The following is a 25052-nucleotide window of genomic DNA, read 5'->3' as shown; positions in this document are numbered from 1 at the left end:
GCTGTCGCACGTGAGTGTGCAGAGTGGATCCGCAAAAAGGCTCGTTTCAAGTCGAATGCATCGACCTCCCCTATGCAGCAATTCCTTTCAGCAGACGGCTCGGCAGGCGCGGTTGCCTATATGCCTCTATCGGGCTTCACGGCTGTCGACCTTGGCTACGCTCGCGGCAATGCCGTTTCGAACTTCGTGAATCGGTTCGATGAGGCGTCTCACACGCAGAGCTACATTCAGCTGTTCGACACAATCTGGTCGGACCCGACCCGCGTCGAAGATGTAACCGATGCGATCTGCGATCACATTGCCTCGGTATACCAGGAGAACTCCCCCGAACGCGTCTACTTCATCATGCTCTACAATATCTTCCATGCGTTTCTGGAAGACATTGACGAGGACGTCCTGCCGAACGACCGCACCGGCTATCAGGAGAGCCTGGTCTGGCAAAAGCTGTTCAACTACCAGCGCGACGCGGCCACCGGCATCATCAACAAGCTGGAAACCTATAATGGCTGCATTCTCGCAGACAGCGTAGGCCTTGGTAAAACCTTCACCGCGCTGGCGGTGATCAAATATTACGAGCTGCGCAATCGCTCGGTTCTCGTGCTTTGCCCGAAGAAGCTGACGGACAACTGGCTCAACTACAACACTCTGATGTCCGCTGTCAACGTTTCAAGCACGCGGAAGCGTTCGCCCTGGTGAGCGGCCTATAGTCAGCCGCGCATAGGTGGGGGAGGGACCTGAGAGACGTCGGTGATCAAGCTCTGATACGCGGGTTGGATACCGCATTCCCGATTTTGCGTCCGGGGCTTATCCTGTCTAACATCGGGCGTCGGCGATGCCGGCCACATAGCGCTGACGGATGTTCCCCTGCCGTGGTCCCACCCCCGCCTGTGCGCGGTGGTGGCGGTCTATCTCAAGCGGGCTGCGCCTCCCGGGCGACTGCCCACATAAACCCCGCCAGTTCGCGGGCGATCGCTGCACACACGACAGTCGATTTCTTGCCTCTGGCGCTTAGTGTCCGATAGCGGGAGGTCAGCCGGCTCTGGGCCTTCCATGCGATCTCACGCACCTCAGGGGTGGTTTGTTCGAGGCGGTAGAGCTTCTTAGGTCCAACCCGTGGGGGCATGCGATAGCTCCACGCGCTTTCCACGAGCATGTGACGGACGCGTTTATTGCCAGCCTTTGTGATGCCGCCTCGCCGGATTGTATCGCCCGTGGAGCGTTCGCTCGGTACCAAGCCGACATAGCCCATCAGTTGGCGGGGACTGTCGAAGCGACGCACATCGCCAATCTCGGTTGCGAAGGTGACGGCAACAATCAGGTCTACGCCGCGCAAGGCTTGAAGAGCTCGAACAACCGGCGCTAGCGACCAGGCAGGCAGGAACTCCTCTATTGCCGCTTCAATCCGTTTGATCCGTTCCGTGGACACCCGAACAGCATCAACGAGTTCCTGCAAAGCGATTTGGTGCGCAGGATGATCGAAGCGTTGCTCCTGAAGCCAGCGGAGGTAGCGCATGCTCCACGCAACCTTGCGCGGATAAATCCGCCCATGCTTCAACATGAAACCACTGACTTGTTGGCGGTTCACGCGCTGAGCTTCGACCGCCGCAGTGCGCGTGCGAACCAGATCGCGCATCGCTTCATGGCCCTCGTCTGGGACCCATACTGGCGTAAGTTCTCCCGCGCGAAGCAGCTTCGCCAGACCCACCGCATCCCGCCTGTTGGTCTTTATCCTGTCGCCCGGCTTTCTGGGGATCAATGATGGCGCCACGACTTCGCACGGATGGCCCATGGATCTGATGAGGCGGTAGAGGCCGTAACCCGTAGGCCCCGCCTCGTAACAAAAATGGGCGCCACCATGCTTGTCTACAATCCGCTGTATGACACGCCGCATCGAGTCAGGCGACGCGTCAACTTCGCCCAGATACCGAACTTCACCTCCTCGCTCGTTATCAGCGATCGCGATCGCATTGCGCGACTTGGCGGCGTCGATTCCGACGAAAACACCTGTATAGTTCTCCACGGCTCGTCCTCCTGCGATGAGGATCGGCTCGGCCGGCCCGAGCAACCCTCGGAAGCACAGTGTAGGGCGAGCCACCCTGCATGCCGATGGCGGACATACGGTCTAACCTCAAAACTAACCCCTTTGCGCGGGACCGATTCAACTATGATGTCCTGTGCCATACCGACTTGTCGCGGATATCGGGCACCTCCAACGGGATCCCGCTCAACCGGGTAAACTGGGGCAATTACGACCTTGTCGTCATCGATGAATCCCACAATTTCAGGAACAACGACGCCTTCAAGGAGAAGGAAACCCGCTACCAGAAGCTGATGAACCAGGTCATCCGGGCCGGGGTCAAAACCAAAGTTCTCATGCTGTCGGCGACACCGGTCAACAACCGCTTCAATGACCTGCGCAACCAGTTGGCCCTCGCCTACGAAGGCCAATCCGACATGCTTTCCGAGAAGCTGAACACCACATCCAGCGTCGAGGAAATTTTCCGCAGAGCGCAGGCCGCGTTCAACCGCTGGTCAAAATTGCCTCCGGAACAACGGACTGCCGAAACAATCCTGACCGAGCTCGATTTCGACTTCTTCGAATTGCTCGACAGCGTCACGATCGCCCGGTCGCGCAAGCACATCACAACCTTCTACGACATGACGGACATCGGGCACTTCCCAGAGCGCCGCAAGCCGCTGTCATTTCGTCCGCCGCTGACAGAGCTGTCTGGCACGATGGATCTCAACACCATCGTTGCACAGCTGACATTGCTGAAACTATCTGTTTACGCCCCGACCAGCTACATTCTTCCCAGCCGTCTCGCCAAATATGAGGATCTCTACGACACTGACGTGTCGAGCGGCGGCGGCAAGCTGCGGCAGGCCGACCGTGACAAGAGTTTGCAGGCGTTGATGACCGTCAACCTGCTCAAACGCCTTGAAAGCTCCATCCACGCGTTCCGTCTCACGCTTGGTTCGCTGGCTCAAAACATCCGCAAGACATTGGACGTGATCGACAGCTACCGCTCGGGCGCAGGCACTGGCGCCGTCGTTGATTATGCCGACAACATTGACGCGCTAGAGGCGGAAGATGACGAACTCGAAGGGCTCGGAGCTTTCCGCGTCGGCGGCAAGATCCGGATCGACCTGAGCGATATGGACGTTCCCGGCTTTGCCCACGATCTGCAAGGAGACCTTGCTCTGATCGAGGCGTTGCAGGCAGATATGGCGCGGATCACGCCCGAGCATGATGCCAAGCTCCAGCATTTGAAGGCGCTCATTGCGCAGAAGCTGGCGGAACCGATCAACCCCGGAAACCGCAAGTTGATCATCTTCACGGCATTCGCTGATACCGCCCATTATCTCTACGATCAGATTGCGGCTGAGGCTTTGTCCCAGCAGAACATCCATACTGGCCGTGTCACGGGATCGGATGTTCCTAAATCGACACTGGGTAGGGGCCATGATTTCCAGACCCTTCTCACGCTGTTCTCGCCACGATCCAAGGAGAAGGCCGCGATCATGCCCGATGAGCCGGGCGAGATTGATATCCTGATCGCCACAGACTGCATCTCGGAAGGCCAAAACCTTCAGGACTGCGATTTTCTGGTGAACTACGACATTCACTGGAACCCGGTGCGGATCATCCAGCGATTTGGACGGATCGACCGCATCGGCTCGCCCAACGCGCAGATACAGCTAGCAAACTACTGGCCTGACATCACCCTCGATGACTATATCAAGCTCAAAGAGCGCGTCGAAAACCGCATGATCATTGCCGATGTTACCGCAACCGGTGACGACAATGTGCTGACGGCCAAGGCCAGCGACACGGCCTACCGACGCGAACAGCTGCGGCGCCTGCAGGATGAGATCATCGAGCTGGAGGATGTGCGTACCGGCATCTCCATCACCGACCTTGGCCTCAACGATTTCCGTATGGATCTGCTCAACTATGTGAAGGAACATGGCGATCTGGCAGCAGCACCCAAAGGGCTGCATGCTGTCGTACCCGCCGATCCCGGCAAGGGGCTCGAGCCCGGCATTATCTTTGCACTGAAGGCCGTCGGCGGAGATGCTTCAGCCAACCGGCAGAACCGTCTGCATCCATACTATCTCATTTACATGGCTGACGATGGCAGCGTCGTTGCCGATCAGACCCAGGTGAAACGCCTCCTGGATCTGGTGCGGACGGCTGCCAAGGGGGTTACGGCTCCGGTCGCGCCCGCTTTCCGGCCCTTCAATGCCCGCACGCTCGATGGCCAGAATATATCCGGGCCTTCGCAACTGCTCAATGGGGCCATCGGCGCCATGATCGATGCCAAGGAAGAGCGTGACCTCGACAGCTTGTTTTCCACCGGCACCACAACTGCGCTGTCGCATACCATTCGCGGTCTGGAGGATTTCGAGCTGATTGCCTTCGTTGTGGTGGAATCAGCACAGGCAGGAGCTGCGGCGTGACGCTTTATGCGTGGCCGGCGCGCACCGTGTTCGGCCGCGCAATCCCGAAGAGCCGTATATACAGCGCCGCGCAGCTTTCCCGCGCCATGCAGGCCAAATTCGTTGATCAGGTCGAACGCATGGAGTGGACCCATGTGCTGCGCGCCGACCGGTTGAACCTGCAGCCCTCGGCAGAAATTGAGGAAATAGCGGTCATCGCAATCGACCTGCACACGCCAGACGTTGAACCAGCGTTGCTGCAGGCCATCGAAAAGGCGATCCCCCGACCACTCATCCTGGAGCTTCGCCATAGCGGGCGGGCTCGCATGGCTATGGCGTGGAAGCGTCCTAGTCAGGCGGAGGCGGGCAAATGGGTAACCGCACCACATGCATTCACGGCATGGCAAGCGTGCGACGCACCGCGTGAGGCTCTGCCTACCGCGCTGGATATGGCTACGCTCTATGCCCGGCTGGTCGAACCCATGTTGCCGCCAAGGCAGAGCCCTGACGAACCGATTGCGGCCCGCGTCGCTCGGTCTGAGGAAGCGGCCCAGCTGGAGCGCGAGATCGCGCGAATGGAGGCTGGCGTAAGGCGGGAGAAACAGTTTAACAGGAAGGTCGAGCTCAATGCCGAATTGCGCGCTGCCAAATCGCGCTACACGGCCCTCACGAGCAAGACCTGAACAGATGGAAGTGTGAATAGATTGCGCATGGATAAGTTAAAGATGCACAGCCCTGACCTTAGCCAGGACAATATCGCAAAAATTCGTGCATTGTTCCCCGATTGCGTGACCGAAGCCGCTGACGATCAGGGCATAGTCCGCTTCGCCGTTGATTTTGATCAGCTTCGCCAACAGCTGTCCGATCACATCGTTGAAGGCCCGCAGGAGCGCTACCGGCTCGATTGGCCGGGAAAGCGCGAGGCGCTGCTCACCGCAAACGCCCCCATCGCCAAGACGCTGCGCCCTGCGCGTGAGGAGAGCGTCGACTTCGACACCACGCAGAACCTGTTCATCGAAGGCGACAACCTTGATGCCCTGAAGCTGCTGCAGGAGAGCTATCTGGGTAAGGTGAAAATGATCTATATTGATCCACCTTATAACACCGGGAAAGATTTCATTTATCGAGACAATTTTACATCTTTGAAAGCGCAATACGAGCTGCTTAGCGATCAACGGGATGAAGCTGGCGGCCTGTTGGTGGCCAATCCGGAAACCAAGGGGCGCTATCATTCCGACTGGTTGACCATGATTTATCCACGCCTGAAGGTGGCGAGAAATTTGCTCGCAGAAGATGGCCTGATCTTCATCAGCATCGACGACGCAGAGCAGGCGGCCCTAAAACAGCTTTGCGCCGAAATATTTGGTGAGAAGAACTTCATCGCTCAGCTCACTTGGGAAAAAGGGCGGAAAAACGACGCTAAATTTTTCTCGCTCGGTCATGAATACATGCTGGTTTATGCACGCAACCAAGTGGTATTGCGCGAACGTGGCGAAATCTGGCGCGAGGAAAAGCCTGGCGCCAAGGAAATTTGGCAAGAGTTCGTCAGGTTGCGTGCTTTGCACGGCGACAATTTCTCCCAGATGGAGAAGGATTTGTCGGCCTGGTATTCGGCTCTGCCCAAGGCTCACCCCGCAAAAAAATGGGCGCGATACAAGAGGATCGACAAAAACGGGCCGTGGCGGGATCGAGATATTTCGTGGCCCGGTGGCGACGGCCCTAAGTATGATGTCATGCATCCAGTCACACACCAAGCGTGCGCAGTTCCCGAGGCCGGATGGCGATATGCCTCGCCAGATGAGATGCAGCGCCAGATCAAGCTGGGCTTGGTAGAGTTTCGCGCCGATCACACCGAACCTCCCTTCCGTAAAGCTCACATTCGTCCCATTCCCGATGAACTCGAAGAGGCGGTCGAAGACCTTGGCGGAGAAGAAGGCGACGAAGACGAAACGGAATTTGCGACCCAAGTTCGCGCTTCCGTAATTTACAAACAATCTCAGGTTGCAGTGAAATACCTACGCACACTGATGGGTGGTAAGGTTTTCAGCAATCCAAAGGACCATGATGAGCTTGCCAAGCTCATCGATTACGCGACGCCCCGGAACCGAAGCGCGGTCATCATGGACTTTTTTGCAGGCTCTGGCAGCACAGCGGAGGCCGTCATGTTTGCCAATGCCATTGCGGGCACCAATCACAGCTTCGTATGCGTGCAGTTACCTGAGGATTTGGATCAGGCAGTTCATCGACCACCGGAGCCGCAAAGAAGACGGTGCAAAATGCCGTCAGAATGCTCGACAAACTCGGCAAACCGCACGTGCTGTCGGAGGTGACCAAGGAGCGCATCCGCCGCGCTGGTCGACGGATTGTTGCTGGAGATTGCGCTGAAAGCTGGAACCGCGACGTTGGCTTCCGCGTGCTCAAAATCGACAGTTCGAACATGACCGACGTCTACTATCGCCCAGATGAAGTGAAGCAGGACGAACTGTTCGGCCAGGTCGATAGCGTGAAGCCGGATCGCACCGCCGAGGATCTTCTGTTCCAGGTGCTGATCGACTGGGGCGTGAAACTGACCCTGCCGATCAACCGTGAATCCTCGCATGGCAAGACCGTGTACTCGGTCGATGGCAATGCGCTAATCGCCTGTTTCGACTCTGGCGTCACCGATGCCCTGATCAAGGACATCGCCGTCCGCGCACCGCTGCGTGCCGTATTCCGCGACACCAGCTTCGCTCGCGATGCCGACCGCATCAACGCCGAACAGCTTTTCCGCCAACTTTCCCCCGGCACCGAGTTGAAGGCCATTTGATCCATGGTCATGAAACTCAAGTTCAAGGTTCAGCCTTACCAGACGCTGGCCGTCGATGCCGTGGTGGATTGCTTCGCGGGCCAGCCCTTTGCCAGTGGCCCGACGTATCGGATCGATCCGGGCAAGCGCAATCAGGCGGAAGCGTTCGACGACGAGGGGTTCCGCAATACCGACTTTGCGCTGACCGACACGCAGCTGCTCGACAACATCAAGGCCGTGCAGCGGCGCCAGAATCTGCCGCAGTCTGCCTCGTTACACAGCTTCGTCACCCGTGACGCCAAGGGCAAGGCCGTGCCCGCGCCTGCAGCCTATCTCAAGAATATGGCGGCGGTCAGCCAGCTTCACCTTGATGTCGAAATGGAGACCGGCACCGGCAAGACCTATTGCTACATCAAATCGATGTTCGAGTTGAACCGCCGCTATGGCTGGTCGAAGTTCATCATCATTGTGCCCAGCATCGCCATCCGCGAAGGCGTGGCGAAATCGCTGGCGATCACGGCAGAGCACTTCACCGAGAGCTACGGCAAGAAGGCGCGCTTCTTCATCTACAACTCGAAGCGTTTGCACGAGCTGGAGAGCTTTTCGTCCAATGCCGGGCTGAATGTGATGGTAATGAACATCCAGGCATTCAACGCCAGCGGCAAGGAGAATCGCCGGATTTACGACACACTGGATGATTTCCAGTCGCGCAAGCCGATCGATGTGATTGCTGCCAACCGCCCGATCCTCATCCTTGACGAGCCGCAGAAGATGGAGGGCAAGGCCACCGTCGAGGCGTTACCCAAGTTCCGCCCGCTGTTCGTGTTACGCTATTCCGCGACACACCGGACCGAACATACCAAGATCCATCGGCTCGATGCGCTGGATGCTTATAACCAGAAGCTGGTAAAGAAGATTCAGGTGCGCGGCATCGCGCTCAAGGGCCTGACTGGCACGACGGCATATCTCTATCTCGAAGGTATCGAGACGGTCGGCCGCGGCAAGGGCGGCCCCTTTGCCCGCGTCGAAATGGAGATGAAGGACACCACCGGCACGATCAAGCGCCGCATGAAGCGCCTGAAGTTTCGCGATGACCTCTATGACCTTTCCGGTGGTTTGGATCAGTATCGCGATTTCGTTGTGTCACAGATCGACGCCACCGCCGACACAGTGGAGTTTACCAATGGCATCATCATCAAGGCCGGCGAGGCTTATGGTGACCTGTCCGAACGTGACATCCGCCGCATCCAGATCCGTGAAACGATCCGCGCTCATCTCGAGAAGGAAAGGCAGCTTTTTGCCCAAGGGGTGAAGGTGCTGTCGCTGTTCTTCATCGATGAGGTGGCCAAATACCGGGACTACAGCCGCGACGATCAAAACGGCGAGTACGCCCGGATGTTCGAGGAGGAATATGCCGAGGCCGTCGCCGACGTGCTGGCCGAACTCCCGCTTGAAGAAGCGGCCTGGCGGAAGCATCTCGAGGCGATCCCGGTTGCCAAGACGCACGACGGCTATTTCTCGATCGACAAGAAGACCAGGCGACTGAAGGATCCGGAGGTCGGCGCTCGTTCGACCGATTCCGACGATAGCGACGCCTACGACCTCATCCTTAAGGACAAGGAGCGGCTACTCTCGTTCGAAGAGCCTGTCCGATTCCTGTTTTCCCACTCCGCGCTTCGGGAAGGTTGGGATAACCCGAACGTGTTCGTCATGTGTATGCTCAAGCAAAGCCTCAACATGATTTCACGGCGTCAGGAAGTTGGCCGTGGCCTGCGCTTGGCAGTTGACCGGTTTGGCGATCGGCTCGACCACCCGGCTACCGTCCACGACATCAACATTCTCTCGGTTATCGCAAGCGAGAGCTACACCGACTTCGTTGGCGGGTTGCAGAAGGAGATTGCTGAGAGTCTGTCGGCACGGCCCCGCAAGGCCAGCCAGGCGTACTTTGCGGGCAAGCAATTGCAGACGCCTGAAGGGCCGATCACGGTCACCGATCAAATGGCGACGCAGATCCACAGGTATCTGATCAAGAACGACTATATCGACGATTCCGACCAGATCACCGATGTCTACTACGCAGCCAAGGCCGATGGGACATTGGCCCCGCTGCATGAAGATTTGGTGCCATATCAGGCTGAGGTCTTTGGCCTGATCGACAGCTTCTACAGCGATGCGGCGCTCCCCAAATTTGAAGATGGACGTAAGCCCAAGCGGAACCCGCTCAATGACAATTTCCACAAGGGTGCCTTTCAGGAGCTTTGGGGCAGGATCAACCGCAAGGCTGTTTACCGCGTCGAATTCGACACTGCAGAGCTCATCCACAAATGCATCGGCGCGTTGAACCGCGAACTGCGAGTGACCAAGCTACGATATTCCGTGCAGACTGGGATTCAGACGGACCAGGTAACCGATGAGCAGCTCAGGGAGGGCACCGGTTTCAGCATCACGCGGAATGAAACTGTCAAAGCGGCGTCGGCCCGTTCGTCGGTGAAGTATGACCTTCTGGGGAAAGTCTCAGAGGCAACTGACCTCTTGCGTCAGACGGTGGCCGAGATTTTAGCTGGCATTGAGCCGGCAATCTTCGACCAATATCGTGCAAACCCTGAGCATTTCATTTCTGAGGCGGCGCGGCTGATCAAGGAACAGAAGGCAGGTCACCTTATCGAGCAGCTGGTCTACGACCCGATTGACGAGCGCTATGATGCCGACGTCTTTACGGCGGCCGAGATTGGACAGGATTTTTCGCGCGCCTCCGAGAGGCTCAAGAACCACGTTTTCGACTACTGCATCACCGATTCCGGCATAGAACGTGATTTCGTGAGTGAGCTGGATACGAGCGCAGAGGTCGACGTCTATGCGAAATTGCCAAGAGGGTTTCTGATCCCGACGCCCGTCGGGGACTATAACCCTGACTGGGCCATCGTATTTCGCGCAGGCTCAGTAAAACACATATATTTCGTTGCCGAGACTAAGGGATCCATGTCTTCGCTTGCTCTGCGGGATCTCGAACGGGCGAAAATCGATTGCGCCAAGAAATTTTTTGCGAAGCTGGCGGAGTCCAATCCCACGCCAAATGTGCGATACGGGGTGGCTGACAGTTATCATAAGCTCCTGGAGATCGTTACGACCTAATCCTGCTTTTTGGGCCTGGGGACGAGTGGACGCGGCGAGGCCCGCAGAAACTCCCAACCCCCTTCTGAACCCGGTCTGCCGATCGCGAGGGCGACTTTGCGGCCGGCCTTCGCATCTCATCGATCTGCGCCCGCCTGTGCGCCGTCGGGAATGGCGGGCTTGTTTTTGCGTGATTAGGCCCCATATCTTGCCTGCTACAGTCGCAAATAGACGGTCTTTCGGTGCTTTGCGGCTCTGCTCTTCCTTCTTTCCCTGCCCCTCGCAGCACGAGGGTTCCCGATCTCCGGGAGCCCGATCCTAGAAGGATATCTCACATGAGCACCATCACCGGCACCGTCAAATTCTTCAACGCCGACAAGGGTTATGGCTTCATCGCCCCCGAAACCGGCGGACAGGATGCGTTCGTACACATCTCGGCTGTCGAGCGCGCGGGCTTTAACACGCTCAACCAGAACCAGCGGCTCAGCTATGAACTGGAAACCGACCGCCGCGGCAAGACCAGCGCGGTCAACCTGCAAACGCAAGACTGAGCTACAAGGAGGGCGGCATGAAATGCCGCCCTTTGGTTTTGTATTCGAAAGGATTGTTCATGGCGAATGACGCCGAGCATTATCGCGGGCTGGCGGCCCGCGCCCAGGCGGAAGCTGACGCGGCGACCCTCAGCAATGCCCGCGACCGCGCACTGAGGTCCGTCGCGGCCTTCGAGACCATGGCGCTTCAGCACGAACATACCGCCAAGCGTCGAGCGGAGCGCGAGACCTCCACTGCGGCGGACCGGTTGGTCGCATTCGGCCCCCCTGTGTTGCAATAGCGGGCAGACTGCCCGTGCGCGCCGTTATGGAAGCGCATCCGCCCTCTCTTTTTCGTTAGCGTGCAACGGACCTCGGCACGTCGGATACTCGTCCCGGCGGCAGTGCCGATGCGCTGCGCGCAGCCCGGCGCGCTTAGCTGTCGAGCGGCATGGCGGCGATAAGCGCCGCGCTTCTGGGATCGATGTCCTCAAGCCCGCCTTTGGCGAGCGCGGTATCGATGGCATGCTGAAGCCTGGCGATCACCATATCGTCGTCGATCTCGTCGAGGAAAGTCAGCGCCATGCGCATCAGGCCAACTGCCACCGCCGGGCCCCGTGTGTCACTCGCATTCATCGCCTGACCTTCCTGTCAAACTGTCGAAGCGAAAGCGTAAGGAGCGATCTCCCGAACTCCCGCGCACTAGACGCGGGAGCCGCCGGAGCTGCTAACATGCGAACACACATGCGCCGCCACCTTTAACCCTGAAGTCTGGACATGCGCAGCGGCACCCCGGGAACCGATGGTTCCGAGTTGCTCGCGTTCGCGGGATTAGCAGTCCTGGCGCCGCCCTTTTCGCAGCGCGTTGGCGGTCTACCAAAGCTGGCCGATAAGGCCAAGCCATGATGCCTGCCGGCGCCCTCGTGAACGATATCGCTATGTCATCTTTGGGCGTCTGGCGAACAAACGCGTCTGGGCAGAAAGGGAGCCTCCAGGAATGCTCCGCCTTTAGCTCATTGGTAACGGTGGTCCTCTGTGTATCGGGAAGACAGAGCGGGGGGCTCAAGCGGCTCGCGGCGCCGGCCAGCGCTGCGGGCCGCACTCACCGGCTCTCCTGTTCGTGTGATCCAGAAAGAGCCTTCCGCGTCATTCGCCGTTCGCCGCGCCATTTTTGCCGATTTCCCGCTCAAGCCAGGCGACGAAGCGCCCATCCTCGAAATTCGCCGGCGTCAGGGCGAAGGCACCGTCCTCGGCCATCGCAGCCCCCATCTCCCCATCCTCCGCGCTACCCGCGTCGCTCGGAAGCACGATCCGCAGCTGGCCAATTGTCGTCTCCTCGCGCCGCAGGCCAATTTGCCATTCACGAGCGAAACCATCCTCGCCAAGGTCGCGCATGATCGTGCAATCCACACCGTGACAGTCGAGTTTGTCGCGGAGCGCGATGAGCGCCTCGAGCGCGTCCCGCTCGAAGGCCGATCCCACCGGCATGAAGCAGCGCGCGTTCTTGATGGCCTGCGCATAACCGCGCCGCGCCACCGCCTTGCCTGTCGGATCGACGGTACAGACGAGCAGCACGAGATGTGGACTTGGGAGGTCCAAATCACCCTCAATGCCGAGTTCCACGACCAGCGGCGAGGCATGGCCGAAAAGGATGGCGCGCGGCGTGACCGCCTGGGCGAGTAGCAGAAGAAAGCCCTGCCGCGCCTGCTGCAGGATGAGCGTGCGGGCTAGTGCGCCGTTCCAGTAGGGGCCGCTGCGGGTCCAGAGGAGTTCGCTCAGGCGGTGGCCACTGGTGAGAACCACCTGGCCGGCAGCCTCCACGAGCGCATCAAGCTCGTCCGTGAGGCCAAGTTCGCTTCTGTGGGCGGGCCCCGGCAACACGTTGCGGCCGGCGCGCGCCATCAGCGACCACAGGCCGCGCCCAAGGTCCGAGGCGATTTGCTCAGGCTTCTCACCGGGCAGCGGCGGAAGCGCGTTGTCCAGGGATATGGAAAGAAATTCGGGCGCGGAGGTCCGCGCAAAGCCGTCCTGCATGATCGTCGCCCCCTCCTGCAAGTCTGCCGTCTCTCTCCTCGTTCAGCAAGGCATGGTGACTACCGAGAGTCGAACCACGAGGCTCTGACCACTCGACCGACTAGCTGCGCGCCGGCGTCGTGCCCGCCGCCTGGGGCGCCGCGGGCCAGTCGCCATCGGCGAGCTCAGGCAGCGCCTCGAACCATGTCCTATCATGATGCAGGGTGAAGCCCTTGCAGCCAAAGTCGAGATCGCTGCGTGCGACTGCGCGCAGCGTCTCGCCGATGCCGCCCACGCCGCCTGAGCGTATGACCACGTAGCTCACGGTGCCGTCCGCGCAGGTCACTAAGGCCTCGACCACGGTGCCGACCACAACGCCGTCTGCTGCCGTGACGGGGAGGCCCGTGATCCCGGTGGCCGTAAAGAGCGTGGGCAGCGCCGAGCGTCGGCTCGCTTCGCTGGCGGATTGGCCGCCATCTTCATAGGCGCGCTGCCGGCCGAGCCAGCGCCAGATGCCAATCAGGTTGACCAGCGTCAGGAAGCCGTTGGTCGCCAGCAGATTTGTCTGCCCGGTCGAGAACCCGACAAGTGACCAACAGATCGAGCCTAGCGTGAAGACGACGAAGCCCCAGCCAGTGACGCGAGCACCAAGATTGGCGGCTGTCATCATGGCGGCGATCATCGTCGCGATCGGGGCGATCCATCCGGCGGCGTCTTCCAGCTTGCACTCCTATCGCTTGGCCAGACGTCCGATCGGTCGTTTGGGAGGTCCGTGATCCTGGCATCGATCGGAACCCCCGCTCCGCGGTGACGTTCCCGAACGAAGGAGATCCGCATCCATGACAGATTCTGAAACGCGCAGCCGCACCGCCGGACAGGATGACGCCCCCGTCACCGCGTCGAAAACCGCCGATCCCGATCGCAAGCTGCTGGCCGAGGCGGTCACGATCAACCGACCGGCGCGCGAGCTCTATGATTTCTGGCGCGATCCCACGAACCTGGTTTCATTCATGGACAATATCGTCTCGATCGAGCCGATCGACCGCGATCGGTCGCGCTGGACCGTGAAGGCACCGGCGGGCCGCGAAGTGTCCTGGGAGTCGGTCATCACCAAGGACGTGCCGGGCGAGGAAATAACCTGGCAGTCTGTCGAGGGCGCCGACGTCGCCAATAGCGGCCGGATCGAGTTTAGAGATGCCGGGCGGCGCGGCACCGTCGTGCGCGCCGTGATCGCCTATGATCCGCCGGGCGGCGTGATCGGCGAATTGGTCGCCAAGCTCTTCCAGCGCGAGCCAAGGATCCAGACGCGGCGCGACCTGCGCCGGTTCAAGCAGCTTATGGAAACCGGCGAAATCGCTACCAACGCGCGTAATCCGCGCATCCTCGCAGAAGAAGGAAAGTAAGCGCGATGAAAGCGATCACCTGGCACGGCAAGCACGACGTGCGCTGCGATACCGTCGACGATCCCGCGATCGTCAATCCGCGCGATGCGATCATCCGCGTGACCTCCACCGCGATCTGCGGGTCGGACCTGCATCTTTACGACGGCTATATCCCCACGATGCAGAAGGGTGACATTCTCGGCCACGAGTTCATGGGCGAAGTGGTCGAGGCCGGGCCCAAGAGCAGCCTCAAGACCGGACAGCGCGTCGTCGTGCCGTTCACCATCTCGTGCGGCAGCTGCTACCACTGTTCGAAGACGCAATATTCGGCGTGCGAGAATGCGAACCCGGCCGACAACCAGGATATCGGGCGCGAGGGCTATGGCCATCCGATGCCCGGCCTGTTCGGCTACAGCCACATGACCGGGGGCTATGCCGGCGGGCAGGCAGAATATGTCCGCGTGCCCTTCTCTGATGTGGGCCCGCTCGTCATTCCCGACGAGAGCATCCCGGACGACAAGGTGCTGTTCCTCTCGGACATTCTCCCTACGGGCTGGATGGCAGCGGAGAATGCCGAGATCGAGCCGGGCGACACGGTCGCTGTCTGGGGTTGCGGTCCGGTCGGCCTCTTCGCGGTGCAGTCGGCTTTCCTGATGGGCGCAGAGCGGGTCATCGCGATCGATCATTTCCCCCGCCGCCTCGAACTTGCGCGCAAATTCGGTGCCGAGACCGTCAATTTCGAGGAGAGCAAGGTCTACGAGGCGCTGATGGAGATGACGGGCGGGATCGGCCCCGACGCGGCGATCGATTGCGTGGGTCTTGAGGCGCACGGCGCCTTTGCCGACAATATCATCGACCAGATCAAGGCTTCCACCTTCCTGGGGACTGATCGCATCCACGCCATCCGGCAGGTGATCCTGGCGACCCGCAAGGGCGGGCGTGTCTCAATGCCCGCCGTCTATGGCGGCTTCGTCGACAAGTTCCCCTTGGGCGCGCTGATGGAGAAGGGCCTGACCCTCAAGACCGGCCAGACGCATGTGCAGCGCTATCTGCAGCCGCTCTATGCCGCGATCGCGGAGGACAAGATCGATTCAACCTTCCTTATCAGCCACCGCATGCCGCTCGAGGACGGGCCACTCGGCTATCAGAAATTCCACGACGAGCAGGACAGCTACACGAAGATCGTTCTGAAGCCAGGGCAGGCGGCGGGCGCGACGGCGGCCTGACGCCGCACATACGCGTTTGTCAGACGCCCGCGAGCGCGTCGATGGAAGCCTGTACGTTTTCGTAAGTATAGGGCTTGGTCAGGGTCGGGGCACCGGCATGGCGCTCGGACGGCGCCTGGAAATTGCCACCTGTTGCGAGGACGAACGGGATGCCGCGATCCTGAAGCGTATCGGCGAGCGGCCAGGAGGTTTCCTTGCCCAGGTTGAGGTCGAGGATGGCGAGGTCAAAGCTCTGCGTTTCGATCTCGGCGAGCGCATCTGCGACGCTTCCTACGGCCGCGCCGATGCGATGGCCCATCATGTCGATGAAATCCTCGAGCATCATGGCGATAAGCGGTTCGTCCTCAACGACAAGAATGTTGCGTGTGTTTGTCATGGGTTCGGCAATATGCCTCCCTCGCAGGCGCGCAAAGCTTTATCCGGGACCTAGCCGGCCTGCCCGGCCTGCACGCCTCGCAGGCATCGTCCATGATCGGGATCGCCGTTGCGGCAATGCGGCTGCTCCGTTGGAACAGCCGTATCGCACGGCCGCCTAATTGCGCATGTCGTCGGGAACGATGCCGCCATTTTCGGCAAGCTTGTCCATGACGGCCCGGTGAAGCGCGATATTCTGTTCGGCTGAACCGGGTTCGCCGGCATTCACCCCGAGTTCCTCGGCCAGCTCCTTTCGGGCGGTGAGACTGGAATCGAGATCGAGGAGCTTCAGGAGATCGACGATCGAGCTTTTGTAGTTACCGCCATGATCGTCCTTCATTGCGGCCATAGCCTCCAGGACGGGCCCGACGTCGACCGATGTTTGCGCCGGTGCAGCGGCCGTGGCGGCCGGAGCGGGGGTCGTGGGGGCGGGGGCGGGGCTTGGCGCGGCAGGTGCGGCGGAGGGTGCAGGACTGGCGGGCGCGGCCTTGGCCGCGTTCGGGTGGAAGATCTTGCTCAGTATGTTGCCGAAGATGCTCATCGTCTCGTCTCCTTGGGTCTCATGCCGCGCTGCGGGCGGGCAGGGGTGAAACGTCCCGCGTTCGAAAAGGTCCGCCGCTGGAACGATGAAGCCTGGTCCGCGTTGAGCAGGCGTCCTGCTCGAAGGGGGGAGTTATTGATGAAACCGCTTCTTTTGGTGTCTCTTTCGGCCGCCGCGCTTTGCCTTTCCGCTTGCGGCAAGAAGGCCGAGCCTGTCGAGAACACCGCGGCGACCTCCGCGGCCGAACCTGCCGCGCCGGCACCTGCGGTCCTGAGCCCGGGACAGGCATTTGCAAACACGGCGGCAGCAAGCGACGCTTTCGAGATCGAGACGTCGAAACTCGCGGCGAGCAAGGCGCAGTCCGCAAAGATCAAGTCCTTCGCCGAGGAGATGATCAAGGCCCACACGGACTCGACTGCGAAGCTCAAAACGGCGGCCGCGGCCGCGACTCCAGCGATCACGCCTGATGCGGCGTTGACCCCGGCTCAGCAGCAGGAGCTCGCCGATCTGCAAACCAAGTCGGGCGCCGAATTTGATCGTGCCTATGCGCGCCTCCAGGCCGATGGCCACCAGAAGACATTGGATGCGCTCAAGGCCTACGCGGCAAGCGGCGACGTTGCATCCCTCAAGACCTTTGCCTCCGAGCTCGTGCCGATCGTCACTGCGCACCTCAATATGGCCAAGGGCCTCTAACGCGAGTCAGCTTCACCAACCGGGGAGTCTAGCGGACGCCCTGACCTAAGCATCATGAAGCGCCAGCGCTCCGAACGGGCGCTGCGCGCTCGTCAGTAGCGTTTGAGCAGAGTTTCCACGGTGCGGGTGACGGTCCGATCCTTGTCGTCGTCTGCTTCATTGCGGATATCGTTTTCCAGGGCTTCCCGAATTTTGGCGATCTGGGCGTCGGTCAGATGCTCGATGCCCACGAACTCGACGCGCGCCTTGTCGAGCGCGCGGATGATTTCGTCGAGCTTGGCCTGCATCGCGGCGCCATCGCGGTTCTGGCTGTTCTGGATGAGGAAAACAGCGAGAAAGGTCAGGACGGTCGTCGCGGTGTTTACGATGAGCTGCCAGGTGTCGGAATAATTCAGGAATGGTCCGCTGACGGCCCAGAGGATGATGAAAAGGGTCGAGAGAATGAAAGCCAGCGGCTGGCCCATGATCGTGGCGGAACGTGTGGCGATGGCGGTGAAGAAACGATCCATGGGAAGTTTTCCAAATCTTTGCTGAGACGATGGCACTGCATTTTGACGCCTAGGCGGCGTGTTGCTGTACGATTGCTGGCCAGACCAAGCCATGCTGATGTCGGCCAGACGTCTCTGGAATCACTGGAAAAGGGATAAGCGCGCACTTATTCTCACGCTGTGCGCGAGCATGCGCACATAGTCACAACCTGGCATGGAGAAGACGATGTCCGACCATTATCTGAACCATCTGCGCGAGGAGCACGCCCGTCTTGAGGCAGAGATCGAGCAGGAACTGCGGCGGCCTGTACCCGACCAGCTTCTGGTCGCCCGTCTCAAGAAGCTCAAGCTCGCCGCTAAGGATCGACTGACGGCCATGGATCGCGGTCGCGACCAGAGCTCGGCGGCCTGACGACAGGACGGCGGAGCCGAGAACGTCGGTTCCGCCATTCCGTTGAAGGGGGCATGACAAGTACATCAGTTAGTGCGTTGGGAATGGACTCGCGGGTGCTACTAATGTCCCGTCGATCGCGTTAGACGTGGACCATGTATGTGCGTTGTCTTCTGGGTCGGCATAAGCCGTCGTCCGCTTCCATAGCGCGCGACAAGCAGGGCCAGTACAAAGCGTTCTGCGAGCGATGCGATTTGCCGATTGAAATGGACCACAAAGGTGGCTGGCGCGTGCCGCCCCCCATTTACGACCGGCCCTCAGGGAAGGATAGCGTCGCGGCTGACGATTAGCTGTGGGCTGTGGGCAGGACTACTGCGCCCAGCGGCAGGTCCGCCTTGGCAGCTCCAAGCAGTACCCATCCCAGTGAATCGGCAACGCCGAGCGCCAGGGCCAACCATTGCAGGAACAAGCAACGCGCCGCCTGCCGGCCCCCCGCGACGGATTTGAGGCTCATCATCCCGCCGAACTGGTGCGTCACTTGGGTCCTGCCCGCCATCACGCCGGTTCCCCGGGTTGAAAAACCGGGCCGTGCCAACCAGATTTCGCCCGCCATTCCAAGGAGAGCGAAATATAGCGATGAGCACGATTACCGACGCTTCCCCCGACACGCGGTCCTTTGAAGCCGATGTCGCCAAGCTGCTGCACCTCATGGTGCACTCCGTCTATTCGGACAAGGATGTCTTCCTTCGCGAACTGGTGTCCAATGCCGCCGACGCCTGCGAAAAGCTGCGCTACGAAGCGATAGCGGCGCCGGCACTGCTGGGAGACGACCCTCAGCCGCGGATCACGATCACGCTCGATCCTGATGCGCGCCAGTTGACCATCGAGGACAATGGCATTGGCATGACCCAGGCCGAAATGGCCGAGGCGCTCGGCACGATCGCCCGTTCGGGCACCAAAGCCTTCATGGAACAGATCGCCGCCAAAAAGGATGGCGAGGGCGGCCAGCTCATCGGCCAGTTCGGCGTCGGCTTCTATTCCGCCTTCATGGTTGCGGACAAGGTCGATGTGCTATCGCGCCGTGCTGGTGAGGATGGTGCTGGCCTGTGGACGTCGGATGGTTTGGGCACCTACTCGATCGGGGATGCTGATCCGGCCGAGGCTCCGGCGCGCGGAACGCGCGTCATTCTTCATCTCAAGGAAGATGCGGCCGACTATACCCGGCGCTTCAGCGTGGAGCCCAAGATCAAGGCGCAGTCGGGCCATGTCCCGGTGCCGATCGTCCTCAAGGACAAGCCCGATGCGGAGCCGGCGCAGATTGCCGATGGCGCGGCGCTTTGGACGCGGCCCAAGTCCGAGATCAGCGAGGAAGACTATACCGACTTCTATAGGACCAACGCCGGACAGTTCGACACCCCCGCACTGACGCTGCACTACCGCGCCGAGGGTGTGCACGAATATAATGTGCTCGCTTTTGTGCCTGAGATGCGACCCTTCGACCTGTTCGACCCCGATCGGGCGGGGCGGATGAAGCTCTATGTCCGCCGGGTGTTTATCACGGGCGAGGCGCAGATCCTGCCCCGCTACCTGCGCTTTGTGCGCGGACTGGTGGACTCGCAGGACTTGCCGCTCAACGTCTCGCGCGAGATGATCCAGGAGAGCCCGGTTCTGGCCGCCATCCAGAAGGGTGTGTCCAACCGCGTGCTGAGCGAATTGGAAAAGCTCTCGAACAGCGATGGCGACAAGTATCTCAAGATCTGGGAGAATTTCGGGTCCGTCTTGAAGGAGGGTATCTACGAGGATTACGCCCGGCGCGAGACGCTGCTGGGGCTCGCCCGCTTCAAGACCAGCACGTCGAACAATGAATGGCGTTCGCTCAAGGACTATGCTGCCGATCTGAAAGAGAACCAGACCGCGATCTATTATGCAGTGGGTTCCGACATCGAGCGGCTCGCCTCCTCGCCGCAGCTCGAGGGCTTCCGCGCGCGCGGCATCGAAGTGCTCCTGCTGACCGATCAAATCGACGGTTTCTGGGTGACCGGAGCGCCGGATTTCGAAGGCAAGCCGTTCAAGTCGGTGACGCAGGGGATGTCGGATCTGGGGCTCATCCCCCTTGCCGATGGCGAACAACCGCCGGCGGAAACATCGGACGAGGTCGCCGGCTTCATCGACTTCGTCAAGGCGACGCTGGGCGATGTGGTATCCGATGTCCGCGCGTCGGAACGGCTGACCGACAGCCCTGTATGCCTGGTAGCGCCCGAACATGGCATGGACCGGCAGATGGAGCGGCTGCTGGCGGGCGCGGGGCAGCTTGCGCAGGTGAGCAAGCCGGTCCTCGAGATCAATCCCCGGCACGCCCTCGTCACCAGGCTCAGCGCGGTAGGTGCAGAGCAGGCCGACTTGCGCGAGGATGCAGCGCATCTACTGTTCGACGAGGCCCGCATCGCCGACGGCGAACTGCCGCTCGATCCGCGCGCCTTTTCTGAAAGGCTTGGCCGGGTTCTTCTGCGCGGCAGCGGCCCGATCTGAAGGCCCTGTTTGAGCGTGTCGCAGGCGGCCGCAACCGCCGAGACGAAATGGCCAAGGCGCGCTGCCGAGGCCAAGATGTACGGCCCGGGTCCGCTTCGTAGCGGGTCCGGGGCCGTACCGCTTTTCTTCGGCGCGCGCCGCCGCTGATGTATAGAACATCAAATCTCTATATTCACAGCCTCTATCGATAGATGGTACTTACATGAGCGAGGCGCCATGCCGCTGCGGGTCGTAAGCTTGTCTCCCGCCGGGAGCGGGCCCTACGGAATCCAAAAGGGCCGGCACGCATTATGATCATCGCAGCCATCGTCATCATTTCCCTCGTCCTGATGGTGCTGTTCTTCGCCGTGACCGTGGCCGGCGGCCGCGCCCATGATCGGCAGAACAGGGAAGCGGCGCGTCGGGCTGATCAGCAGCCCAGTGCGGCCGAGGACCGCCGGTCATGATTTGTCGCTCTCTGGCTGTCTCGCGCAGTGCGCCGGCGCGCTTAAGCGGGGCTGGCGTGACGCGGGGGCGGGCAGCCCGCAATGTCCTGGATCAAGCTGCCTTTGGGCCCATCCCCAAAAGCGAAACGGCTTTGCGCGGCCATGGCGCGGGTCGGCTTTCCATTCGCGTGACGCCCAATGCCTCCGCCGATGCCATCATCGTGCCGACCGGAGACGGCATCTTGCAGGTCCGGACGACAGCGACGCCTGAAGGTGGCAAGGCGAACGAGGCCGTGCTCAAGCTTTTGGCAGCAGCGCTCGGTCAACCGGTTTCTGCACTGGAACTGCTGCGCGGATCGGGGGTGTCACATAAAACGGGCACAGATATACGTTAAGGCTCGGAGGGGTCGAAAAACACCTGTTTGTCGTACACCACGTTGATTGACGTGGTCTGGGACATTCCCGACGTTCGCCTGTGACATGTTAAACGGCAGCCCTGATTACAAGCCGACGTTCCCGCACCTCCCGACGAACGGTCTCGGCAGTATGCTCGGCTTGTCGATGAATGGGTGACAGGAGTTGGCCTGATGCGGAGCGAATACGGCACCCGCTCACTCCGCCGAACGAAGGCATCGATCACATACAGGGCGCCCGGCAATCTACGGGTTGTCCAGATCCTGCTCGGCCATAGCAAGATCGAGAATATGGTTAGCTATCTCGGGATCGACGTGGAAGACGCCCGAAAATACCGAAATTTGAGTGTTGGCCCCTCACCTATGGCGAGGGGCCATTTAGCGTAGCCACCAGCGGAGCATTCCGCCCACAAGCGCCAACGCGAAAACGCTAGCAGCCCAAATGCCGAAAAACCATCCAAGGCGACTCAGCCAGAGCGGCATCAATGATACCCCTCAATGCCAACCTTGCCCCGGAAAACCCAATAGGACCAAGCCGTATATGCCAGGATCACGGGCACCATGATCGAGGCTCCAACCAGCATGAACAACTGACTGCGGACGGGCGCTGCAGCTTCCCAGATCGTCACCCGCGCCGGAACGACATCGGGCCAGATCGAGACACCAAGGCCGACCAAGCATAGCCCAAACAGGGCCAACGCCCAGAAGAAAGGCTGCGCATCGCGCTTCAATCGGAGGCTACGATAAAACAGGAATGTTACGACGAGCGTGGCGAGCGGCACCTGCGCTGTCGCGACCACGCCCGGGAAACTCAGCCAGCGCTGAAAGTATTGCGTTTCGAGCCGCAGCGTTGCGAGGCTGATCACGCCGATCATGATGAGCAGGCCGATGCCAAGCCGCCCGGCATAGGTCACCGTCTGCCGTTGCAACCCGCCTTCAGTCTTCCAGTTGAGCCAACAAGCCCCGAGCAGGGCATAGCCGACTAGCAGCCCGACGCCGGTCAGGAGGCTGAAGGGCGACAGCCACTCCCACCAGCCCCCGGCATAGCTGCGCCCGTCGACCGTGATGCCCTGCAGCAGCGCCCCGAGCGCAACGCCCTGCGCGAAGGTGGCGATTACCGAGCCTGTCGTGAACGCCCTGTCCCAGAAGGCGCGATGCGCCGGATCGCGCCAGCGGAACTCGAATGCCACGCCGCGAAACACGAGCCCCAGCAGCATGGCGATCATAGGCGCGTAAAGCGCGGGAAGGATGATGGCATAGGCCAACGGAAATGCGGCAAACAGGCCGCCTACGCCCATCACCAGCCAGGTTTCGTTGCCGTCCCAGACAGGCGCGATGCTATTCATCGCCGTGTCGCGGTCCTGCCCGACCTTGAAGAAGGGGAACAGGATACCGATGCCGAGGTCAAAGCCGTCCATCACGACATAGGCGATAATGGCGAAGCCGATGATACAGGCCCAGATGACGCTGAGATCGATCATGACGATGCTCCCTCGATTATGGCCGGCGCGGGCGTGATGCCCGCGCTGCGAATAGGCGCATCGCCTAACGGCGTTTCATGCGCCTCAGGTGGCTTCTTCATCAGATGAAGCAGATACAAAATGCCCATGCCGAAAACGGTGAAATAGACGACCACAAATGCCAGCAAAGAGGTAGCGACCGCAGGAGCATCCAGCGGTGAAGCGCTTTGGGCGGTCCTCAACAGACCATAGATTGTGAAGGGTTGCCGTCCGACTTCCGTCACGATCCAGCCGGACAGCACTGCGATCAGTCCCGACGGCCCCATCAGCACAGCAAAGCGATGCAGTAGAGGCCAGTCGTAGAGCGCCTTGCGCCAGCGCGCGATGAGGCTCAGCATTCCGATCCCGAGCATCGCGAAACCGATCCCGACCATTACGCGAAAGGCCCAGAAGACGATACCGACGGGCGGACGATCAGCTGGTGGCACGGTGTCGAGCCCCCTCAAGGGCGCATCGAGTTTGTGCTTGAGAATCAGCGATGACGCCTTCGGTATCTCGACGGCATAATCCACCCGCTGCTTCGCGCTGTCGGGAATACCGAACAGGATCAAAGGCGCACCGTGCGGGTGGCTCTGAAAATGGCCTTCCATCGCCATCACCTTCACCGGCTGGTGCTTGAGAGTATTGAGCCCGTGCATGTCGCCGGCGAAGATCTGGATCGGAGCGACGAGCGCCGCCATCCACATCGCCATAGAGAACATCTTGCGTGCGCCGGGATTGGTGCGGTCCTTTAGGAGATGCCATCCTCCGACGGCACCCACGATGAAAGCTGTCGTCAAATAGGCGGCAAGGACCGTGTGAAAGAGCCGATAGGGGAAGCTGGGATTGAAGATGATTGTCAGCCAGCTCGGTCCCGGCAGGAACTGGCCGTTTGCGCCGATCTCATACCCCACCGGCGTCTGCATCCAGCTGTTGACCGCCAGGATCCAGAATGCGGAGATGAAGGTGCCAAGCGCGACTGCAAGCGTCGCGACAAAGTGCAGCTTGCGCCCGACTTTGTTGATCCCGAACAGCATGACGCCAAGGAACCCGGCCTCGAGGAAGAAGGCGGTTAGCACCTCATAGGCCATCAGCGGGCCGATGACCGGACCTGCCTTGTCGGAGAATACCGACCAGTTGGTGCCGAACTGATAGGACATGACGATGCCCGAGACGACGCCCATCGCGAACACGACGGCGAAGATCTTCAACCAGTAGCGGAACAGGTTGGCATAAACACCCTTGCCGGTCTTCAGCCACAGGGCTTCGAGCACCGCCAGATAGCTCGCCAGCCCGATAGAAAAGGCCGGGAAGAGGAAGTGAAAGCTCACTGTAAACGCGAATTGCGCCCTTGCAAGAATGATGGCGTCCATGAATATCCCCGTTCAGCTGGCTAGTTCGGACCAGCTCTTGAATAGCATGTAGATGGCGACGACGAGCACGAAGACTGCGAATAGGCTGTTCAACCGACCCTTTTCAGCTGCCAGCACTTGCGACGCTTGCGTACCGATCACGCTACCGACAACCCCGCCGACCATGAACACGCCGGCCAGGCCCCACAGGACATAGCCCGAGAGCGCGTAGTTGAGCGCTGTCGTCAGGCCGAAGGCCGCGACCGCGACAAGCGACGTGCCGATCGCGCGTAGTATGGGCATGTGGGTCGAAGCGATCAGGCCCGGCACGATAAGGAAACCGCCACCGATCCCGAAGAAGCCGGAAAAGGCGCCAGTACCGAGACCGTAGCTGACGACCTTGCCGACATTCTCCCGATTGCACTGTGCGCCTTCGACCCCTTGGTCACCGCGTCCGCGGAACATCAGGACCGCCACCACGATCATTAGAATCGCAAACAAGAAGAGCAGCTTGTGCCCATCTATGCTCTTGCCGAGCGTCGAGCCGCCGAGCGCGCCGACGACGCCGGCGGCCGCATAGATGCCGCCGCATCGCCAGTTCACGGTGCGGGCGTGGGCATGGCTCCAGAGCCCGGCAAGTGCGTTAGCCGCGACGGCGAGCGCGCTGGTGCCGATGGCCTCATGTGGATTGCGTATCCCCACAAGATACAGAAGCAGGGGCACGGCAAGGATCGAGCCACCACCACCCACCAGTCCAAGCACAAACCCGACAAGTGCACCTGACAGGCCGCCCAGAGCATATTGCATTGGTTCCAGCATG

Annotated in this window: 26 protein-coding genes and 2 pseudogenes; 16 read left to right on the top strand and 12 right to left on the bottom strand. The window is 60.5% G+C overall.

Going from position 1 to position 25052, the window contains the following annotated elements; translation table 11 throughout:
• The first annotated feature begins 72 nt into the window (after positions 1 to 72).
• The gene (locus tag WBP07_RS20025) at positions 73 to 696 is read left to right on the top strand and encodes an SNF2-related protein (RefSeq protein ID WP_395395928.1); all 624 of its coding nucleotides are present in this window, start codon (positions 73 to 75) and stop codon (positions 694 to 696) included.
• 214 nt (positions 697 to 910) lie between these two features.
• On the opposite strand, the gene WBP07_RS20020 is transcribed toward WBP07_RS20025, so the two are convergent.
• Positions 911 to 2020, bottom strand: coding sequence for an IS110 family transposase (locus WBP07_RS20020; protein ID WP_395390983.1), 1110 nt, complete (start codon positions 2018 to 2020; stop codon positions 911 to 913).
• 104 nt (positions 2021 to 2124) lie between these two features.
• Between WBP07_RS20020 and WBP07_RS20015 the strand changes: the two are divergent.
• From WBP07_RS20015 to WBP07_RS19985, 7 genes and pseudogenes are all read left to right on the top strand, one after another.
• A pseudogene (locus WBP07_RS20015) lies at positions 2125 to 4461 on the top strand (DEAD/DEAH box helicase); the annotation flags it as partial.
• The gene (locus WBP07_RS20010) at positions 4458 to 5123 is read left to right on the top strand and encodes a DUF4391 domain-containing protein (protein WP_395395867.1); all 666 of its coding nucleotides are present in this window, start codon (positions 4458 to 4460) and stop codon (positions 5121 to 5123) included. The pseudogene WBP07_RS20015 and the gene WBP07_RS20010, both read left to right, overlap by 4 nt.
• Positions 5124 to 5165: 42 nt before the next feature.
• On the top strand, positions 5166 to 6770 hold the full coding sequence (locus tag WBP07_RS20005; protein WP_395395866.1) for a site-specific DNA-methyltransferase: 1605 nt from the start codon (positions 5166 to 5168) through the stop codon (positions 6768 to 6770).
• The gene (locus tag WBP07_RS20000) at positions 6710 to 7246 is read left to right on the top strand and encodes a hypothetical protein (RefSeq protein ID WP_395395865.1); all 537 of its coding nucleotides are present in this window, start codon (positions 6710 to 6712) and stop codon (positions 7244 to 7246) included. Before WBP07_RS20005 ends, WBP07_RS20000 begins: the two co-directional genes overlap by 61 nt.
• A 9-nt stretch (positions 7247 to 7255) precedes the next feature.
• A complete protein-coding gene (locus tag WBP07_RS19995; RefSeq protein ID WP_395395864.1) occupies positions 7256 to 10357 on the top strand; it encodes a type III restriction-modification system endonuclease in 3102 nt (1033 codons plus the stop codon).
• A 314-nt stretch (positions 10358 to 10671) separates the two neighbouring features.
• Positions 10672 to 10887 carry a cold-shock protein gene (locus WBP07_RS19990; protein WP_011950600.1) on the top strand — a complete coding sequence of 72 codons (216 nt, stop codon included), beginning with the start codon at positions 10672 to 10674 and terminating at the stop codon, positions 10885 to 10887.
• A 59-nt stretch (positions 10888 to 10946) separates the two neighbouring features.
• Positions 10947 to 11168 (top strand): hypothetical protein, encoded by a 222-nt coding sequence (locus WBP07_RS19985; RefSeq protein WP_395395863.1) that lies wholly within the window; start codon positions 10947 to 10949, stop codon positions 11166 to 11168.
• A gap of 133 nt (positions 11169 to 11301) precedes the next feature.
• On the opposite strand, the gene WBP07_RS19980 is transcribed toward WBP07_RS19985, so the two are convergent.
• From WBP07_RS19980 to WBP07_RS19970, 3 genes are all read right to left on the bottom strand, one after another.
• Complete coding sequence (locus WBP07_RS19980; protein WP_395395862.1) at positions 11302 to 11502, bottom strand: hypothetical protein; 201 nt, start codon at positions 11500 to 11502, stop codon at positions 11302 to 11304.
• Between the two features lie 510 nt (positions 11503 to 12012).
• Positions 12013 to 12900, bottom strand: a complete 888-nt coding sequence (locus tag WBP07_RS19975) for a hypothetical protein (RefSeq protein ID WP_395395861.1) — start codon at positions 12898 to 12900, stop codon at positions 12013 to 12015.
• Positions 12901 to 13000: 100 nt separating this feature from the next.
• Positions 13001 to 13561 (bottom strand): PRC-barrel domain-containing protein, encoded by a 561-nt coding sequence (locus WBP07_RS19970; protein WP_395395860.1) that lies wholly within the window; start codon positions 13559 to 13561, stop codon positions 13001 to 13003.
• Between the two features lie 157 nt (positions 13562 to 13718).
• On the opposite strand from WBP07_RS19970, the gene WBP07_RS19965 reads away from it, so the two are divergent.
• Entirely contained in the window at positions 13719 to 14282 is a 564-nt protein-coding gene (locus WBP07_RS19965; RefSeq protein ID WP_395395859.1) for an SRPBCC family protein, read from the top strand.
• Positions 14283 to 14287: 5 nt separating this feature from the next.
• Entirely contained in the window at positions 14288 to 15487 is a 1200-nt protein-coding gene (locus WBP07_RS19960) for a zinc-dependent alcohol dehydrogenase (RefSeq protein ID WP_395395858.1), read from the top strand.
• Positions 15488 to 15506: 19 nt separating this feature from the next.
• Here WBP07_RS19960 and WBP07_RS19955 read toward each other — a convergent pair whose 3' ends face one another.
• Together WBP07_RS19955 and WBP07_RS19950 are read right to left on the bottom strand one after the other, a co-directional pair.
• A complete protein-coding gene (locus tag WBP07_RS19955; protein ID WP_048938206.1) occupies positions 15507 to 15863 on the bottom strand; it encodes a response regulator in 357 nt (118 codons plus the stop codon).
• Between the two features lie 156 nt (positions 15864 to 16019).
• On the bottom strand, positions 16020 to 16442 hold the full coding sequence (locus WBP07_RS19950) for a DUF3597 family protein (RefSeq protein WP_048938207.1): 423 nt from the start codon (positions 16440 to 16442) through the stop codon (positions 16020 to 16022).
• A 138-nt stretch (positions 16443 to 16580) separates the two neighbouring features.
• Between WBP07_RS19950 and WBP07_RS19945 the strand changes: the two genes are divergently transcribed.
• Positions 16581 to 17135: a DUF4142 domain-containing protein gene (locus tag WBP07_RS19945; RefSeq protein ID WP_048938208.1), complete on the top strand. Its 555-nt coding sequence runs from the start codon at positions 16581 to 16583 to the stop codon at positions 17133 to 17135.
• A gap of 92 nt (positions 17136 to 17227) precedes the next feature.
• Here the strand turns inward: WBP07_RS19945 and WBP07_RS19940 are convergent, their stop codons facing one another.
• Positions 17228 to 17644, bottom strand: coding sequence for a low affinity iron permease family protein (locus tag WBP07_RS19940; protein WP_008832008.1), 417 nt, complete (start codon positions 17642 to 17644; stop codon positions 17228 to 17230).
• Between the two features lie 205 nt (positions 17645 to 17849).
• Between WBP07_RS19940 and WBP07_RS19935 the strand changes: the two genes are divergently transcribed.
• Positions 17850 to 18035 carry a YdcH family protein gene (locus WBP07_RS19935; protein ID WP_011950610.1) on the top strand — a complete coding sequence of 62 codons (186 nt, stop codon included), beginning with the start codon at positions 17850 to 17852 and terminating at the stop codon, positions 18033 to 18035.
• Positions 18036 to 18360: 325 nt separating this feature from the next.
• On the opposite strand, the gene WBP07_RS19930 is transcribed toward WBP07_RS19935, so the two are convergent.
• Positions 18361 to 18627 (bottom strand): hypothetical protein, encoded by a 267-nt coding sequence (locus WBP07_RS19930; protein WP_395395857.1) that lies wholly within the window; start codon positions 18625 to 18627, stop codon positions 18361 to 18363.
• Between the two features lie 23 nt (positions 18628 to 18650).
• Here WBP07_RS19930 and htpG point away from each other — a divergent pair, with 23 nt between their 5' ends.
• The 4 genes and pseudogenes from htpG to WBP07_RS19910 form a co-directional block, all read left to right on the top strand.
• Positions 18651 to 20543, top strand: a complete 1893-nt coding sequence (gene htpG / locus WBP07_RS19925) for a molecular chaperone HtpG (protein WP_395395856.1) — start codon at positions 18651 to 18653, stop codon at positions 20541 to 20543.
• Positions 20544 to 20833: 290 nt separating this feature from the next.
• Positions 20834 to 20989, top strand: a complete 156-nt coding sequence (locus WBP07_RS19920) for a hypothetical protein (protein ID WP_395395855.1) — start codon at positions 20834 to 20836, stop codon at positions 20987 to 20989.
• 167 nt (positions 20990 to 21156) lie between these two features.
• Positions 21157 to 21363 carry a DUF167 domain-containing protein gene (locus WBP07_RS19915; protein ID WP_395395854.1) on the top strand — a complete coding sequence of 69 codons (207 nt, stop codon included), beginning with the start codon at positions 21157 to 21159 and terminating at the stop codon, positions 21361 to 21363.
• A gap of 141 nt (positions 21364 to 21504) precedes the next feature.
• Positions 21505 to 21768, top strand: a pseudogene (locus tag WBP07_RS19910) (hypothetical protein); the annotation flags it as partial.
• On the opposite strand, the gene WBP07_RS19905 reads toward WBP07_RS19910, so the two are convergent.
• Genes WBP07_RS19905 through WBP07_RS19890 form a run of 4 tightly spaced genes read right to left on the bottom strand, consistent with a single transcriptional unit; the run spans position 21760 to position 25051 of the window.
• A complete protein-coding gene (locus tag WBP07_RS19905) occupies positions 21760 to 21864 on the bottom strand; it encodes a DUF2474 family protein (RefSeq protein WP_080572849.1) in 105 nt (34 codons plus the stop codon). The pseudogene WBP07_RS19910 and the gene WBP07_RS19905 sit on opposite strands and share 9 nt — an antisense overlap.
• Positions 21864 to 22862, bottom strand: coding sequence for a cytochrome d ubiquinol oxidase subunit II (gene cydB, locus WBP07_RS19900; RefSeq protein WP_395395853.1), 999 nt, complete (start codon positions 22860 to 22862; stop codon positions 21864 to 21866). Before cydB ends, WBP07_RS19905 begins: the two co-directional genes overlap by 1 nt.
• Positions 22859 to 24253: a cytochrome ubiquinol oxidase subunit I gene (locus WBP07_RS19895; protein WP_395395852.1), complete on the bottom strand. Its 1395-nt coding sequence runs from the start codon at positions 24251 to 24253 to the stop codon at positions 22859 to 22861. Before WBP07_RS19895 ends, cydB begins: the two co-directional genes overlap by 4 nt.
• A 12-nt stretch (positions 24254 to 24265) precedes the next feature.
• Positions 24266 to 25051 (bottom strand): sulfite exporter TauE/SafE family protein, encoded by a 786-nt coding sequence (locus WBP07_RS19890; RefSeq protein ID WP_395395851.1) that lies wholly within the window; start codon positions 25049 to 25051, stop codon positions 24266 to 24268.
• Position 25052 lies beyond the last annotated feature (1 nt).

This window comes from Novosphingobium oxfordense (assembly GCF_044029435.1).
Lineage (GTDB): Bacteria > Pseudomonadota > Alphaproteobacteria > Sphingomonadales > Sphingomonadaceae > Novosphingobium.
This window is presented reverse-complemented; position numbering and strand designations above follow the sequence as displayed.

What these genes read in the sequence shown, in the direction of transcription:
- WBP07_RS19965 (WP_395395859.1), top strand. Translation starts at nt 13,719, where the DNA reads ATGACAGATTCTGAAACGCGCAGCCGCACCGCCGGACAGGATGACGCC.
- WBP07_RS19890 (WP_395395851.1), bottom strand. Translation starts at nt 25,051, where the DNA reads ATGCTGGAACCAATGCAATATGCTCTGGGCGGCCTGTCAGGTGCACTT.
- WBP07_RS19985 (WP_395395863.1), top strand. Translation starts at nt 10,947, where the DNA reads ATGGCGAATGACGCCGAGCATTATCGCGGGCTGGCGGCCCGCGCCCAG.
- WBP07_RS20005 (WP_395395866.1), top strand. Translation starts at nt 5,166, where the DNA reads ATGCACAGCCCTGACCTTAGCCAGGACAATATCGCAAAAATTCGTGCA.
- WBP07_RS19970 (WP_395395860.1), bottom strand. Translation starts at nt 13,561, where the DNA reads ATGATCGCCGCCATGATGACAGCCGCCAATCTTGGTGCTCGCGTCACT.
- WBP07_RS19995 (WP_395395864.1), top strand. Translation starts at nt 7,256, where the DNA reads ATGAAACTCAAGTTCAAGGTTCAGCCTTACCAGACGCTGGCCGTCGAT.
- WBP07_RS19980 (WP_395395862.1), bottom strand. Translation starts at nt 11,502, where the DNA reads ATGAATGCGAGTGACACACGGGGCCCGGCGGTGGCAGTTGGCCTGATG.
- WBP07_RS19930 (WP_395395857.1), bottom strand. Translation starts at nt 18,627, where the DNA reads ATGGCGGGCGAAATCTGGTTGGCACGGCCCGGTTTTTCAACCCGGGGA.
- WBP07_RS19990 (WP_011950600.1), top strand. Translation starts at nt 10,672, where the DNA reads ATGAGCACCATCACCGGCACCGTCAAATTCTTCAACGCCGACAAGGGT.
- WBP07_RS19920 (WP_395395855.1), top strand. Translation starts at nt 20,834, where the DNA reads ATGATCATCGCAGCCATCGTCATCATTTCCCTCGTCCTGATGGTGCTG.
- cydB (WP_395395853.1), bottom strand. Translation starts at nt 22,862, where the DNA reads ATGATCGATCTCAGCGTCATCTGGGCCTGTATCATCGGCTTCGCCATT.
- htpG (WP_395395856.1), top strand. Translation starts at nt 18,651, where the DNA reads ATGAGCACGATTACCGACGCTTCCCCCGACACGCGGTCCTTTGAAGCC.
- WBP07_RS19945 (WP_048938208.1), top strand. Translation starts at nt 16,581, where the DNA reads ATGAAACCGCTTCTTTTGGTGTCTCTTTCGGCCGCCGCGCTTTGCCTT.
- WBP07_RS20025 (WP_395395928.1), top strand. Translation starts at nt 73, where the DNA reads ATGCAGCAATTCCTTTCAGCAGACGGCTCGGCAGGCGCGGTTGCCTAT.
- WBP07_RS19975 (WP_395395861.1), bottom strand. Translation starts at nt 12,900, where the DNA reads ATGCAGGACGGCTTTGCGCGGACCTCCGCGCCCGAATTTCTTTCCATA.
- WBP07_RS19905 (WP_080572849.1), bottom strand. Translation starts at nt 21,864, where the DNA reads ATGCCGCTCTGGCTGAGTCGCCTTGGATGGTTTTTCGGCATTTGGGCT.
- WBP07_RS19935 (WP_011950610.1), top strand. Translation starts at nt 17,850, where the DNA reads ATGTCCGACCATTATCTGAACCATCTGCGCGAGGAGCACGCCCGTCTT.
- WBP07_RS19940 (WP_008832008.1), bottom strand. Translation starts at nt 17,644, where the DNA reads ATGGATCGTTTCTTCACCGCCATCGCCACACGTTCCGCCACGATCATG.
- WBP07_RS19955 (WP_048938206.1), bottom strand. Translation starts at nt 15,863, where the DNA reads ATGACAAACACACGCAACATTCTTGTCGTTGAGGACGAACCGCTTATC.
- WBP07_RS19895 (WP_395395852.1), bottom strand. Translation starts at nt 24,253, where the DNA reads ATGGACGCCATCATTCTTGCAAGGGCGCAATTCGCGTTTACAGTGAGC.
- WBP07_RS19950 (WP_048938207.1), bottom strand. Translation starts at nt 16,442, where the DNA reads ATGAGCATCTTCGGCAACATACTGAGCAAGATCTTCCACCCGAACGCG.
- WBP07_RS19960 (WP_395395858.1), top strand. Translation starts at nt 14,288, where the DNA reads ATGAAAGCGATCACCTGGCACGGCAAGCACGACGTGCGCTGCGATACC.